Origin of the sequence: Segatella sinensis, assembly GCF_040095255.1 — a bacterium.
Lineage (GTDB): Bacteria > Bacteroidota > Bacteroidia > Bacteroidales > Bacteroidaceae > Prevotella > Prevotella sinensis.
In genome coordinates, this window is record NZ_JBBNGE010000009.1 from 14,963 (window position 1) to 29,179 (window position 14,217).

Annotated in this window: 8 protein-coding genes; 6 read left to right on the forward strand and 2 right to left on the reverse strand. The window is 46.8% G+C overall.

The window, feature by feature from the left end; translation table 11 throughout:
* Positions 1–30 precede the first annotated feature (30 nt).
* The 5 genes from AAAT87_RS04035 to AAAT87_RS04055 all read left to right on the forward strand — a co-directional run bounded on the left by AAAT87_RS04035 (position 31) and on the right by AAAT87_RS04055 (position 8,023).
* Positions 31–1,263, forward strand: coding sequence for a metallophosphoesterase (locus AAAT87_RS04035; protein ID WP_349225712.1), 1,233 nt, complete (start codon positions 31–33; stop codon positions 1,261–1,263).
* 44 nt (positions 1,264–1,307) lie between these two features.
* Positions 1,308–2,066: a lysophospholipid acyltransferase family protein gene (locus tag AAAT87_RS04040; RefSeq protein WP_295023669.1), complete on the forward strand. Its 759-nt coding sequence runs from the start codon at positions 1,308–1,310 to the stop codon at positions 2,064–2,066.
* 20 nt (positions 2,067–2,086) lie between these two features.
* Positions 2,087–2,827: a polyprenol monophosphomannose synthase gene (locus AAAT87_RS04045; protein ID WP_293459894.1), complete on the forward strand. Its 741-nt coding sequence runs from the start codon at positions 2,087–2,089 to the stop codon at positions 2,825–2,827.
* A gap of 2 nt (positions 2,828–2,829) precedes the next feature.
* Positions 2,830–6,276 carry a transcription-repair coupling factor gene (gene mfd, locus AAAT87_RS04050; RefSeq protein ID WP_349225713.1) on the forward strand — a complete coding sequence of 1,149 codons (3,447 nt, stop codon included), beginning with the start codon at positions 2,830–2,832 and terminating at the stop codon, positions 6,274–6,276.
* A 385-nt stretch (positions 6,277–6,661) separates the two neighbouring features.
* Positions 6,662–8,023: a TrpB-like pyridoxal phosphate-dependent enzyme gene (locus tag AAAT87_RS04055; RefSeq protein WP_089542907.1), complete on the forward strand. Its 1,362-nt coding sequence runs from the start codon at positions 6,662–6,664 to the stop codon at positions 8,021–8,023.
* A gap of 54 nt (positions 8,024–8,077) precedes the next feature.
* Here the strand turns inward: AAAT87_RS04055 and AAAT87_RS04060 are convergent, their stop codons facing one another.
* Together AAAT87_RS04060 and AAAT87_RS04065 are read right to left on the reverse strand one after the other, a co-directional pair.
* The gene (locus AAAT87_RS04060) at positions 8,078–8,632 is read right to left on the reverse strand and encodes a glutathione peroxidase (RefSeq protein ID WP_295023671.1); all 555 of its coding nucleotides are present in this window, start codon (positions 8,630–8,632) and stop codon (positions 8,078–8,080) included.
* A gap of 539 nt (positions 8,633–9,171) precedes the next feature.
* Positions 9,172–13,227, reverse strand: a complete 4,056-nt coding sequence (locus AAAT87_RS04065; protein WP_349225714.1) for a hybrid sensor histidine kinase/response regulator transcription factor — start codon at positions 13,225–13,227, stop codon at positions 9,172–9,174.
* 247 nt (positions 13,228–13,474) lie between these two features.
* Between AAAT87_RS04065 and AAAT87_RS04070 the strand changes: the two genes are divergently transcribed.
* Complete coding sequence (locus AAAT87_RS04070; protein WP_296972875.1) at positions 13,475–14,212, forward strand: hypothetical protein; 738 nt, start codon at positions 13,475–13,477, stop codon at positions 14,210–14,212.
* Positions 14,213–14,217 lie beyond the last annotated feature (5 nt).

Below are 14,217 nucleotides of genomic sequence, written 5' to 3' on the forward strand. Positions count from 1 at the left end.
TAGAGAAGATAAAAAAGATAGTTTTTAACAATGATAGCTAGATTATTGATTCCCGTGATTGTGCTCACGGTATTGCCCTATCTCTGGATAGACCGGAAATACCTGCATATTCCTAAGGGAAAACGAAAGATACTATATTGGTTGCCTGCTGCCATCGTGATAGGATACACTGCCTATCTCACCCTGGAGCCTGACTTCCTGCCTGCCAATCCGGTGTTCATAGACATCTGGTTTGTCATGATGGCACTGCTGGCTGTTCCGCAGTTTGTCTTTGCCTTCACCAGTTTTGTGGGATGGGAATGTATGAAGCTCTCCCGCCGCTTCAAGGCAAAAAAAGGGGATGGCAGGTTTGGAGGCAGTGTGCATCGGGCACGCAACTGGGGAAAACTGGTAGGAATCATCCTTGCCGTATGGGCTTTCTTCAGTTTCATCTATGGCTTTACGATGGGGGTACGACAGTTTCAGGTGAAGCATCTCACGGTCTATGTGCCCAATCTGCCTGAGGCATTTGAGGGTTACCGCATCGTGCATTTCAGCGATATCCATGTAGGTTCCTATTATGGATGGCGCAGACACATGCCTCAGCGGGATGTAGATAGCATCAATGCCCAGCATCCCGACCTGATCTGCTTTACGGGTGATCTGCAGAATGTGAGACCGGAGGAACTGGTTCCTTTCAAGAAGACATTGAGTGGTCTGAAGGCGAAGGATGGCGTGGTGAGCGTATTGGGCAATCACGATTACACCTATTATATGAATGTGGATGACGAGGCTGAAATCCGCAGGATAGAAGAAAAGGTGCAGCTGACGGAACGGGAGATGGGATGGCATCTGCTGATGAATGAGCACTTTGTGCTGCATCGCGGCAAGGATTCCATCTATGTAGCCGGTACCGAAAACTTCAAGAAGCCTTCGCGTGCAGAGGTGGCACAGGCACTCTATGGTATTCAGAAAGGACAGTTTGTGCTGATGCTCCAGCATATTCCGGAGATGTGGAAAGACATGACGCCTTCGCGTATCAACGAGATATATGGTTCGAAGGACAGCGTGCTGGTAGCTCCGCAGCTTACCCTGAGCGGACATACCCATGCCGGACAGGTTTCTGTTCTCGGCTTGCGCCCGTCTATGTTCTCGACTTTCGATTACGGACTCTATGAGCGCGAGGGATGCCAGCTCTATACCACAGCCGGATTGGGAGGAACCATTCCGATCCGCATCGGGGCAACTCCTGAAATAGTAGTCATCACATTGAAACGAAAATAAGATGACCAAGTCACGATCTTCCAATAATTCATGAAATTGCGATTATGAAATACTTATATCGATTATATCAGCTTTTGATATGTTTGCCGATTCTTGTTCTGGCGAGCATTCTGACCAGTCTTGCTACCGTGATAGGCTGCAGACTGGGCAATGGTCACTTCTGGGGATATTATCCCGGCAAGTGGTGGTCTATCCTGTGGATCCGTATCCTTCTGCTGCCGGTGAAGGTAGAGGGTAGGGAACATCTGAAGAAGAATCAGAGTTATGTGTTTGTAGCCAATCATCAGGGTGCTTTCGACATCTTCCTGATCTACGGCTTCCTGGGACGTAACTTCAAGTGGATGATGAAGAAGGGTATCCGCAAGATTCCTCTGGTAGGTTTGGCTTGTGAGTATGCTCATCATATCTTTATCGACAAGAGTGGACCTTCCAAGATCCGTGCTTCCTATGACAGGGCGCGCGAGGTATTGAAGGAGGGTATGTCGCTGGTGGTATTCCCTGAGGGTGCCCGCAGCTTTACCGGTCACATGGGCGTGTTCCGCCGAGGTGCCTTCATGCTTGCCGACGAATTGCAGTTGCCGGTATGTCCGCTTACCATCAATGGCAGTTTCGACGTCAAGCCCCGCATGAAGGATATCTACTGGGCATTCTGGCATCCGCTGAAGCTCACCATCCATGAACCGATTGATCCGATAGGCAAGGGTCCTGAGAATATCAAGAACCAGATGACCAAGAGCTATGATGCCATCATGGGTGGACTGGTGAAGGAATATCAGGGATTCGTGGAGAATCCTGACCAATAAATATATTAAATTAGAACATTATGAGTGACAGTATTGTAATCATTCCTACATACAACGAGAAGGAAAATATAGAGAAAATCATCCGTGCCGTTTTTGGCCTGGAGAAGAAATTCGACATCCTTGTTATCGATGACGGTAGTCCGGACGGAACAGCTGCCATCGTTAAGAAGCTGATTGCCGATGAGTTTGCCGACCGTCTCCATATCCTGGAGCGTTCGGGTAAGCTGGGCTTGGGCACTGCTTATATCATGGGCTTCAAATGGTCACTGAAGCAGGGTTATGACTTCATCTTCGAAATGGATGCCGACTTCAGCCACGATCCTAATGATCTGCCTCGCCTCTATGCGGCTACCCACGATGAGGGCTATGATGTAGCCATTGGTTCCCGTTATGTTTCGGGAGTCAACGTGGTGAACTGGCCTATCGGTCGCGTATTGATGAGCTATTTCGCTTCCAAGTACGTGCGTTTTGTTACCGGTTTTCAGGTACATGATACCACCGCAGGATTCGTCTGCTATCGCCGCAAGGTATTGGAGACCATCAATCTTGATGCCATCCGCTTCAAGGGCTATGGTTTCCAGATTGAGATGAAGTTCACTTCCTATAAGATTGGTTTCAAGATCAAGGAGGTGCCGGTTATCTTTGTGAATCGCCGTGAGGGAGTGAGCAAGATGAGTGGCGGTATCTTTGGAGAGGCTTTCTTCGGCGTGATGAGACTGCGTCTCGATGGATGGTTCAAAAAATATCCGAAATTGAAGTAAAAGTGACTTTACAGGAAATTGCAAAACTATACGGGCGTTCGCCACAGGCGAATGCCCTCTTTGATTTATTGAAGAAGAAGTCGGTTCATTCTGTCTTTCTTCAGGGATTGGTGTGCTCTTCTGCCTCGGTGTTCTTCGGTTCGCTGCAGGCTAAGATGAAGCGCACCGTGCTTTTCGTGCTCAATGATGCAGATGAAGCGGGGTATTTCTATCATGATCTTACGCAGATGCTGGGACAGGAGAGCGCCTTTTTCTTTCCTTCCAGCTACCGACGCGCCATCAAGTATGGTCAGCGGGATGCGGCTAACGAAATCCTGAGAACGGAAGTGCTGGCACGATTGTCGGCTGGCAAGCAAATCTATATAGTTTCTTATCCGGATGCCCTGGCAGAACTCGTGGTTTCCAAGCAGATTCTGGATGAGAGGATTCTCAAACTTGCTGTCGGACAACAGATTGCACAGGTAGATATCGTGCGTCAGTTGCGTGATTTCGGACTTCAGGAGACTGATTACGTCTATGAACCGGGTCAGTTTGCCGTTCGTGGAAGCATCCTCGACGTCTATTCCTACAGTTGCGAATATCCGTTCCGTATCGATTTCTTCGGTGATGAGATTGATACCATCCGCACCTTCAACATCGAAGACCAGCTTTCGAAGGATAAGCGTGATGCCATCGAAATCGTTCCGGAACTTGCTGCCGAACAGAGCGTGAAGCAGTGTTTTCTCCATTTCCTGAATGCGGATGCACTCGTGGTGATGAATGACTATACGCTGCTGCACGACCGCATAGAGCAGATTTACAAGGATGGTTTCTCTACCCAGAGTCTTACCGAACAGCTGGAAGGTGCCACCGAGATGGAGGCTGAGAAGATCAGAAGGGAGATGAAGGCTGAGCTGAATCTCGTTTCCGCTTCAGATTTTCAGCATGCGCTGGTTGAGCACGTGCGTATTGAATTCGGTAAGCAGTCTGAGGGTGATGTTGCCAGGAAGCAGGAGCATCTGTTGACAGCCAAGGGTGATAACCAGGCTCTCATCGCTTTTGATATGGCGCCGCAGCCGCTGTTCCACAAGAATTTCAATCTTCTCGCCCAGACTCTTGAAGATTATCAGCTCCAGGGCTATACCTTATATATATTGGCAGACAGCCAGAAGCAGCAGGAACGACTGAAGGATATCTTCGACAGTGAGGAGCTGAAAAGGTATCAGATCCGGTTTACCCCTGTAGAGAAAACCATCCACGAGGGATTCGTGGACCATGAGAAGCATGCCTGCTTCTTTACCGATCACCAGATCTTCGACCGATTCCATAAATACAACCTCCGTTCAGACTCGGCAAGAGCCGGAAAGATGGCGCTCACCATGAAGGAGTTGCAGGAGATGGATTATGGCGACTTCATCGTGCATGTGGATTATGGTATCGGAAAGTTCGGCGGACTGGTGCGTGTGCCTACCGGCGACAGCTATCAGGAGATGATCCGCATCGTGTATAAGAACAACGACAAGGTGGATGTGAGCATCCACTCGCTCTATAAGATCAGTAAATACCGCAGAAGCGATACCGGTGAACCACCACGCCTCTCTACCCTGGGAACAGGTGCCTGGGACCGGTTGAAGGAGAAGGCAAAGAAGCGAATCAAGGATATCGCCCGCGACCTGATCAAACTCTATGCGCAACGCCGGCGTGAAAAGGGATTTGCCTATAGTGCCGACAGTTATCTGCAGCATGAGCTGGAGGCTTCATTCCTTTATGAAGATACGCCCGACCAGAGCAAGGCTACGGCTGACGTGAAGAAAGACATGGAAAGCGGTAGGCCGATGGACCGTCTGGTGTGTGGAGATGTGGGATTCGGAAAGACGGAAGTTGCCATCCGTGCTGCCTTCAAGGCGGCTTGCGATGGAAAGCAGGTGGCTGTGCTGGTGCCTACCACGGTGCTTGCCTACCAGCATTACCAGACCTTCAAGCATCGACTGGAGGGACTTCCTGTTTCCCTGGAATATCTGAGCCGTGCCCGTACTGCCAAGGATACCAGGCGTATTCTGGAAGAACTGAAGGAGGGCAAGGTGGATATCCTGATTGGTACCCACAAACTGATCTCGAAATCTGTACAGTGGCACGACCTGGGACTGCTGATCATTGATGAGGAGCAGAAGTTTGGTGTATCTACCAAGGAAAAGCTTCGCCAGCTGAAGGTGAATGTGGATACCCTTACCATGAGTGCTACTCCGATTCCGAGAACCCTGCAGTTCTCGCTGATGGGAGCCCGCGATATGAGTATCATGCGTACACCGCCACCTAACCGTTATCCTATCCAGACCGAGGTAATCACCTTCGACAAGTCGGTGATTGCCGATGCCATCAATTTTGAGATGAGCCGTAACGGTCAGGTGTTCTTCGTCTGCGACCGTATCGCCAAACTGACCGAGCTGAAATTGCTCATCGAGAAACTGGTGCCAGACTGCCGCGTAGCCATCGGACATGGACAGATGAAGCCGGAGGAACTGGAGAAGATCATCATGGGATTCATCAATTATGACTATGATCTGCTTCTTTCTACTACCATCGTAGAGAACGGAATCGATATTTCCAATGCCAATACCATCATCGTGAATGATGCCCACCGATTCGGATTGAGCGACCTGCATCAGATGAGAGGTAGGGTAGGACGTAGCAACAAGAAGGCTTTCTGCTATCTGATAGCTCCGGCTAAGATCTATCTTTCTCAGGATTCCCGTCGCCGTCTGGAAGCACTGGAAACCTTCAGCGACCTGGGTAGCGGTTTTAATCTGGCTATGCAGGATTTGGATATTCGTGGTGCAGGCAATCTGCTGGGTTCTGAACAGAGTGGATTCATGGAAGACCTGGGTTATGAGACTTATCAGAAGATTCTCTCCCAGGCTGTCACCGAGTTGAAGAACGAGGAGTTCAACGACCTGTATCAGCAGGAGATGGATGAAGGAAAATTGCTCACGGGTGATGACTTCGTGGATGACTGTGCCGTGGAGAGTGATCTGGAGACCTATTTCCCAGATACCTACGTGCCGGGTAGTTCTGAGCGAATGCTGCTCTACCGCGAACTCGACCATCTGCAGAGTGAAGAGGAGGTGGCTGAATTCCGTAAGCGAATGATCGACCGTTTCGGTCCGGTTCCTAGGGAGGCGGATGAGCTGATGTGTGTGGTAGGTCTGCGCCGACTGGGCAAGTCGCTGGGTTGTGAGAAGATTATGCTCAAGCAGGGTACCATGCAGCTTCAGTTTGTGAGCAATGTGAACAGTCCGTTCTATCGCAGCGAGATGTTCTCCCGTGTACTCGCTTATGCCACTACCCATATCCAGGATTGTGCCTTGAAGGAAAAGAACAACAAGCGATTCCTTCGCATCCGTGATATGAAGAGTGTGGAACAGGCAAAGAATCTGCTGAGTTTCATTTCTCAGATCAAGGTGAATGACTAGAAGTGAAACTTCTGCAAGTTTTTCAGCGTGAACTGAAATCAATAAAAAAAGCATTGGAATTCTGATTCTCTTATCAGATATTCCGATGCTTTATATTTTTTGTATAAGTAAAAGATGATGAATAGCGTTTCACAACGCCTTTATTTTAACTGATGCAAAGGTACGAAGAAAATGAAAAACATAGGGGGAATAATTGTTGTTAGTAGGGGCGAAAACTGATAAAAGTACACTTATAAAACATTAAATAATCCTTATACGATAATAATTACTCCTATTTTATGCTCAAAATACATCAAATTCGTTAAAAAAACAGGGAATATTTCTGTATTTCATTTTTTATTTGTACTTTTGTGCCTAGAATTAACAATTTAATAAAAACATATACATGAGACAGAAAAAGTTTATTCTCCAGGAGCAGGATATCCCTACTCAGTGGTACAACATTCAGGCAGATATGCCTAATAAGCCTATGCCACCGTTGAACCCACAGACTCACAAGCCGCTCAGTGCAGACGACTTGTCTCACATCTTTAACAAGGAGTGCTCTAAGCAGGAGCTTGATACCGAGCACGCTTGGATTGACATTCCAGAGGATGTACAGGAAAAGTATGCGTTCTACCGTTCTACACCATTGGTTCGTGCCTACGGATTGGAGGAAGCATTGGGTACTACAGCACATATCTACTTCAAGAATGAAAGTGCAACACCATTGGGTTCACATAAGATCAACTCTGCCATTCCTCAGTGCTACTACTGCAAGCAGGAGGGGGATACCAATGTTACTACAGAGACGGGTGCCGGACAGTGGGGTTGTGCCCTTTCCTATGCTGCCAAGCTCTACGGACTGGAGGCTGCCGTTTATCAGGTAAAGATTACCATGCAGCAGAAGCCATACCGTTCCAGCATCATGCGTACCTTTGGTGCTACCGTTGAGGGTTCTCCTAGTATGAGTACACGCGCCGGTAAGAACATCATTACCCGCGATCCTCATCATCCAGGTTCTCTCGGTACAGCCATTTCTGAGGCTGTAGAGTTGGCTACCACCACTCCTGGCTGTAAATATACCTTGGGTTCTGTTTTGAATCACGTGGCTTTGCATCAGACTGTCATCGGTCTGGAGGCTGAAAAGCAGATGGAGATGGCGGGTGAGTATCCTGACAAGGTGATTGCTTGTTTTGGTGGCGGTAGTAACTTTGGTGGACTTGCCTTCCCATTCATGCGTCATAACCTGAAGGGTGAGAAGCATACTGAGTTCATCGCTGCAGAACCAGAGAGCTGTCCTAAGTTGACTCGTGGAAAGTTTGAATATGACTTTGGTGATGAGGCTGGATATACTCCGCTGTTGCCTATGTTTACCTTGGGTCATGACTTCAAGCCTGCCAACATCCATGCAGGTGGTCTCCGTTACCATGGTGCCGGCATGATTATCTCTCAGTTGGTTAAGGATGGTTATATGCATGGTGTAGATGTAGCCCAGACAGAAGCTTTCGAGGCAGGTATGCTCTTTGCCCGTGTAGAGGGTATCATTCCAGCTCCAGAGAGCTGTCATGCCATTGCTGCAACAATCCGTGAGGCAAAGAAGGCTACTGAAGAGGGTAAGAATACCGTGATTCTCTTCTGTCTTTCTGGTCATGGTCTCATTGATATGCCATCATACGAAAGCTATCTCAATGGAGATTTGCATGATTATAGGGTGAGTGATGAGGAAATCAATAAGTTCCTCCAGACTGTACCTCAGGTAGATTAAAGATTAAAAGAAATAAGAAAGCCAGCCTACAGGAATGTAAGCTGGCTTTTGTTTTTATGCTTGAAGCCACTCTTCGATGGCCTTTGCGATAACGTCAAAGCTGGTAGTAGGTTCGAAGCGAGCCACCACCTGACCTTTCTTGTTAACGAGGAACTTGGTGAAGTTCCACTTGATGTCTGCGCTTTCCTTGTAGTTAGGATCAGCCTCAGAGAGCATCTTGTCGAGAACAGGGTAGAGCGGATGAGTCTCGTCCCAGCCTGCGAAGCCTTTGCATTCCTTGAGGAATTTGAAGAGAGGAGCGGCATTATCACCATTTACCTTGATCTTCTTGTAGCGCTGAAATTCTGTGCCGTATGTAAGTTTGCAGAACTGATGGATGCTTTCATCAGTACCAGGAGCTTGCTGACCAAACTGATTGCATGGGAAGTCGAGTATCTCGAAGCCTTGCTGGTGGTATGTCTCATAGAGCTTTTCCAGCTCCTCATACTGAGGAGTAAAGCCACACTTGGTGGCTGTGTTAACGATGAGCAGTACTTCGTTAGCGTACTCTTTGAGGGAAACTTCCTTTCCCTTTCTGTCCTTAACGGAGAATTCGTAAACGGTTCTCATTTTTAATTTGTATCTAATTTTATGTTTATTTCTATCCCTTTTTCTTCGACTTTGGAGAAGTTCCTTTATCGCCGAATCATTATCATTGTGCAAAGGTACTATTTTTCTTTTAGAAATAGTAAATAGTTTGCATAAATTTTCTAAAAAAATAGCCTGAGTTATCATTTGTAAGGTGCATAGGGGGGATAAAGGTGGTTGGGTGAAATAAAAAGAGTCCGGGAATTTCACAATCCCCGGACTCTTTCGTCTTCTTTCCTAACTCAAAATATAAAATAGGAGAGAAGCCTTACGATTAATCTATCATTTAACTTTTCTAAGAACTTGGTGCAAAGATACACATTTTTTCTTTAAGTTGTATCATTAACAATATTAATTTTTATGTATTTCGTCTTAAAAAGTATTAAATGCCCTGTTTTTGTTCTCTTCTGCCATTTTTTTTGCGCTTTATACGCTTTTTTTTTTACCGAATAAACACAAAAATAGGCAGAACAAAAAGTTCTGCCTATTCTATAGATTTATAGAAGACAATTTCCAGTCTTTTATTCCTTGGTTCGTTCGCGATATTCGCTAGGAACAATACCCAGTTCTTTCTTGAATACCTTGGAGAAGTACTTAGGGTCGCTGAATCCTACTTCGAAAGCGATGCTGGTAAGCGGATCATTGGTCTGCTGCAGCAATTCGCAGGCTCTCATGATTCGGATATGGCGCACGAAGTCGATTGGTGTCATGCCTACAGCCTGCTTGATTTTGTTGTAGAGTACACTTCGACTCATACCGATGGCATCTGCGATGTCGTCTATCTTCAGGTCTGGACTGCCCATATTGTCGGTCACGTACTTCAGAATCCTACCCATGGTCTTGTCGTTGATCTGACTTTCCATGAATGCATAGCTCTTCAGTTCCGACTTTTTCTCCTCAGCCATTCTTTCCTTTTCCTGGATATCGAAGTTCAGCTCACTGAGCGTCTTTCTTGGCTCTGTAGCTGGTTGGAAGATTTCTGCTGCTTCGGCATTTCCTGAATTTTCATTCTTTCCAGCATATCCAACTTTTCCGTTCTGCTTCATCATCTTGGCTATGTCTGTCTGCGTAGCCTTGCGTTTGTTGATGGCAGCCTCGATACGTCCTATCAGGTAGGAGGTAGAGAATGGTTTCGTAAGATAGCCATCCACTCCCTGTTCGAATCCCTTCAACTGGTCTTCCACACTGGCTTTTGCCGAGAGGATGATGATAGGTAAATGCGAGATGGTACGGTCTTGCTTGATTTCACGTATCATCGTGATGCCATCCATCACAGGCATGGTTACATCGGTGAGGATAAAGTCTGGCATCTCTGTACGAGCCTTATAGAGACCCACCTTGCCGTTTTCTGCCAGGAGCACATTGTACTTTTCTTCGAGTACGCTGTTGAGATATAGGCGCAGGTCGGAGTTGTCTTCCACAACAAGAATGGTGAGGTTCTTGCTTGGTTTGTTAGAGGCTGTACCCTTCTGGTTTTCCTCCTCTTCGTGCTTTGCCTTTTCTTTTTTCTTTTCTTCTTCCAATTCCTTCAGGTACTTGGATACGGTGGTGTCGTCTATTTCGCCTTCAACTTTTTCCATCTCATTGCCTTCCTCATTGACGTTTTCGTTGAGTCCGCCGTTGACCAGGAAGTTGGCATTGTCGTCGAATCTCAGTACCTTGTTGAGCATATTCAGCATTTCTCTTGAGTTCTTCAGGGCAATGACGAGCATTTCCCTACTGTTTCGGGTGATGCCGTGCTCTGTTTCCAGGACGTGTTGCAGTGGTCCGCCAATCAGGGTCAGCGGGGTGCGCAACTTATGGCTGGCATCGCTGAAGAAGTCGTTCTTCATCAGACTCATTTCGTGCTCCAGCTTTTCACGCTGCTTCCTGTTATAGGAGTAGAATATACTTGCCACTACTGCAGCGAGCATTAGCAGCAGGGTGAATCTGCCCCATACACTTTCCCAGAAAGTAGGACGTACCTCGATAGGAAGTTCTGCAATGTACTTGCTCCATACACCATGGGAGTTGGTGGCTGATACCTTGAGAATATAGTCTCCCTGTGAGATTCGGTTGAAGCCGATAGTATTGCTGCTACCATTGTCAATCCATATTCCTGGAGGAGTTTGTCCCTCCAGTCGATAGCGGTATTTCATCTGATACTTACGTGAATAATCGAGCGAAGCGAAGCTGATGGTCAGGTTTCGCTTGTTGGCTGGAATCACGATCTTCTCGCTATGCAGGATAGGGATAGACTCGCTTTCGCCGGTAAAGTGCAGCGAAGTGAAGATGATATGAGCCTGGTATTGACTCTTCTTCAGGGTAGCTGGATTGAAGGTCAGCCATCCGAATGGAGTTCCTACGGAAATGTCGTTCGTGGCTGGATCATGGGTAGGGCGAGCCTCGGTGAAGGAGATGTTGTAATCGAAGTCGTTCGGACCGAAAACGGTGGTCTTTCCTGTCTTCAGATTACATTTGTCGATACTCGACTCACGGATTACCCATAGGTTGCCCTCGTTATCTTCTATCATGCTTTGCACGATACCCTCATTATAGTTGATGTTCTTGAAATACTTTGTTTTCAAGTTGTCCTGCAGCAGTTTCTTGTTGACGATGCTTTCCAGAATTCCTCCTAACTGAGAGAAGTAGGTCTTGCCATTGCTATGCTCTATGATAAAGTTGACATCGTTGGCTGCCAATGATGTGGTATCGTTGGGAATATAGCAGGTTTGATAGAACTTGATCTGTTGCGGATTCCTGAAGTTATCGCCGAATGTAATGAGACCGTCTGTGGTACCTACCAGAATTTCTCCTGTAGGGGTACAGAAAACGCATCGTATATTTGCAAAACTATTCTGAGGCCATGGCAAACCAAAGTTCCTGTTGTAGAAGAATAGACCAGTTTCGCCTTCTTGGGCAAGAGCCAGTCCGCCACCATAGGTGGCAACCCATATTCTGCCATGGCGGTCAGCTACTACATCATAAATGTCGTTGTGCGGTAACGATGCCTTGTTGGCTGGATTGTGCTCGTAATGGCTTACGCCTTCATGCGACCGGACATAGAGTCCGTCGCCTTTGGTTCCTATCCACATCCTGCCCCGTGTATCACAGAAGATTGAAAATACTGGATATGGACAGAATGGCACCTGGTTAGGTACAATCTGACCGCCTGGAGCCAGATAACCTACGGTTTGATACTTACTGTCAGTTACTTGCACGACACCATTCGCATAACCGGTCCAATGGTATCCTTCTGGAGTATTGCAGAGTGCACGTACTTCTGCTTCTCCATTCTCCAGTTTGTTTAAGCGATACGTATGGTTCTTGAAGGCTACCTGGGTAAGATCGTGAGTGCCTGCTATCCAGAGGATTCCCTGATCGGAAAGGAAATGCTTTCCGATCGTAGGCACACGGTAGTTGCCCGAAGAGTTGCTCCTCAGGAGATAAGGTACCAGTTTGCCGGCTTTGCGGTCGAAGTAGCTGAAGGTTCCTCCATTCGGCACAATCCATAGAGTCTTGTTTTCATCTTGGGTGATGAAGAAACTGTCGGAGGTGGTGCGGTCCATAGGATCCTGTTGGTCGGCAAACAGCCATTGCTTGGTTGAAGTCTTTGGATTTACCAGGGTTACACCCATACCATCCGTAAATACCCATACCATACCGAAATCATCCGTATAGATATTCTTTACCTCTGCTAATGGCTGGCCAGGGCTTTGTACGTTGATGATTTCTGTCTTGAAGGTGCGTGGATTGTAGATGATCATTCCCAGGTTAGTAGCTATCAGGAGCTGATAGCCAGTGTTCTTGAGCTGATTGATGCGGGTTACTCCGGCTGGGAGTGGTATCATATTCAGCTTGTTGTTCTCATCGAATACGGCGAGGCGTCCATCTTGGGTGGCAAGGAAGATATTATCGCCCACTTCTCTTACCCATTTGAAGGGGATGGGGGTGCTGAATTGATGGTGGTAGATGGTAGTTCCCTTGTCGGTGAGAATCCATTCGCGTTTTTTCTTATCTGCCCGGATATGCCATACGTTTCCGCTTCGGAGTCCGTCTTGTCCGACCTTGATGAGTTCTGGAATATTTCCCTCTCTCTGGAGTCCATTGATACGTATCAGATAATCGCCTGACTGGGTTGTTACCCAGGTGTTGCCTTGTTTGATTGGATAAATCTTATCTACGCGCAGATCGATGTTATATGTTTTATTGATGATGTCACCTACAGGAATAAAGGTACACAATATGGTCTCGTAGGCATAGAGGCGTCTGCTCGCAGTGATACACCACACGTTGTTTCTGGCTGTTGCATAGATGCCCATGAAGCGGTTGGTGGAAAGAAGATCGATATCGTCTGCCTCATCACGGAAGGTATGGAATGAATTTCCGTCATAATAGGAGATTCCATTCCATGTGCTGAACCACATCAGGCGGTCGGGTGTCTGGGTTATGCCGGAAATCGTGTTGGCGGCAAGTCCGTCGATGATGGAGAATTTGCGAACATCGCAGTAGGGGAGTCCCATAACCTTCAGTGAGGTTATGAGTATGAGGAGTATGCTATAAATGGCTCTCTTAATCATATTATCTGTTTTTGACATTCTGTTTGTTAGCCTTTGTTGGTAAATATGCATAAATATTGATGCAAAGATAGTGTATTTTTTTGAGAATGACAAGGTTTTGTAGGGAAAAACTGTTATATAATAGGGATTTTCCCCTAGATTATTCCTCTTTTCCCTTTGCTAGGTGTAAAAATTGCCTTATCTTTGCACCATCATTCAAGGAACCAGATCTGTTAAGGGTCTGAGTTCTGTACGGATATTAACAATAAAATAAAAATCTTACGATATGAGAAAAATGAGACTTTTCGTGATGCTGATGGCGATAGCTGCGGTATCCTTTACGTTTACCAGTTGTGATGATGATCCTTGGGATGATGATTATTGGGATGATCCTTATGGATGGTACGATGATTACAACCATGGTGGCTGGGGATGGAACCAGGATTATTGGTATGAAGGTTCGCAAGGATCACATGATGATGATCTGATCGATGAGGCGATGACCTTGGTTGGTGAGTGGTATGGTCCGGTGAAGTATTCCTATATCCAGGATGATGGTATGTCAAGAGGCTATGATGAGTTTTATGCCAATATGATATTCTATCAGAGCGGAAACCAGAGCGATGCCCTGAGTGGAAGTGGTGTGGAGATAGATGAGGTTTATGATAATCAGGGAAATGTTACCGATCAGGAGACCCTGAAATTCTCCTGGTATATCGATAACAATGGAGATATCTACCTGAAGTATGCCAGTGGTGCCACCTTCGTGTTGGATGCAGGTGCTAGCCAGTACGGTTTCCATCTCGGTGCCGAGAAAGGCAAGAATTATAATACCTTCTATGGTTATATGATTGGTACCGGTAAGGTGAAGGGGGATATCATCTACTTCGATTTATCTGAGGTTTCTACTACCGGTTATGCCAAGAAGCTTACACGTTCTGCATCAGCTGTAACTTCATTCGGCAGTGGAGTAACCATGAAGCCAATGGCTGGCACGGTGAAGCAATTGAACAAGAGAAGATAGTTTTA

What these genes read in the sequence shown, in the direction of transcription:
- AAAT87_RS04035 (WP_349225712.1), top strand. Translation starts at nt 31, where the DNA reads ATGATAGCTAGATTATTGATTCCCGTGATTGTGCTCACGGTATTGCCC.
- AAAT87_RS04040 (WP_295023669.1), top strand. Translation starts at nt 1,308, where the DNA reads ATGAAATACTTATATCGATTATATCAGCTTTTGATATGTTTGCCGATT.
- AAAT87_RS04045 (WP_293459894.1), top strand. Translation starts at nt 2,087, where the DNA reads ATGAGTGACAGTATTGTAATCATTCCTACATACAACGAGAAGGAAAAT.
- AAAT87_RS04055 (WP_089542907.1), top strand. Translation starts at nt 6,662, where the DNA reads ATGAGACAGAAAAAGTTTATTCTCCAGGAGCAGGATATCCCTACTCAG.
- AAAT87_RS04060 (WP_295023671.1), bottom strand. Translation starts at nt 8,632, where the DNA reads ATGAGAACCGTTTACGAATTCTCCGTTAAGGACAGAAAGGGAAAGGAA.
- AAAT87_RS04065 (WP_349225714.1), bottom strand. Translation starts at nt 13,227, where the DNA reads ATGTCAAAAACAGATAATATGATTAAGAGAGCCATTTATAGCATACTC.
- AAAT87_RS04070 (WP_296972875.1), top strand. Translation starts at nt 13,475, where the DNA reads ATGAGAAAAATGAGACTTTTCGTGATGCTGATGGCGATAGCTGCGGTA.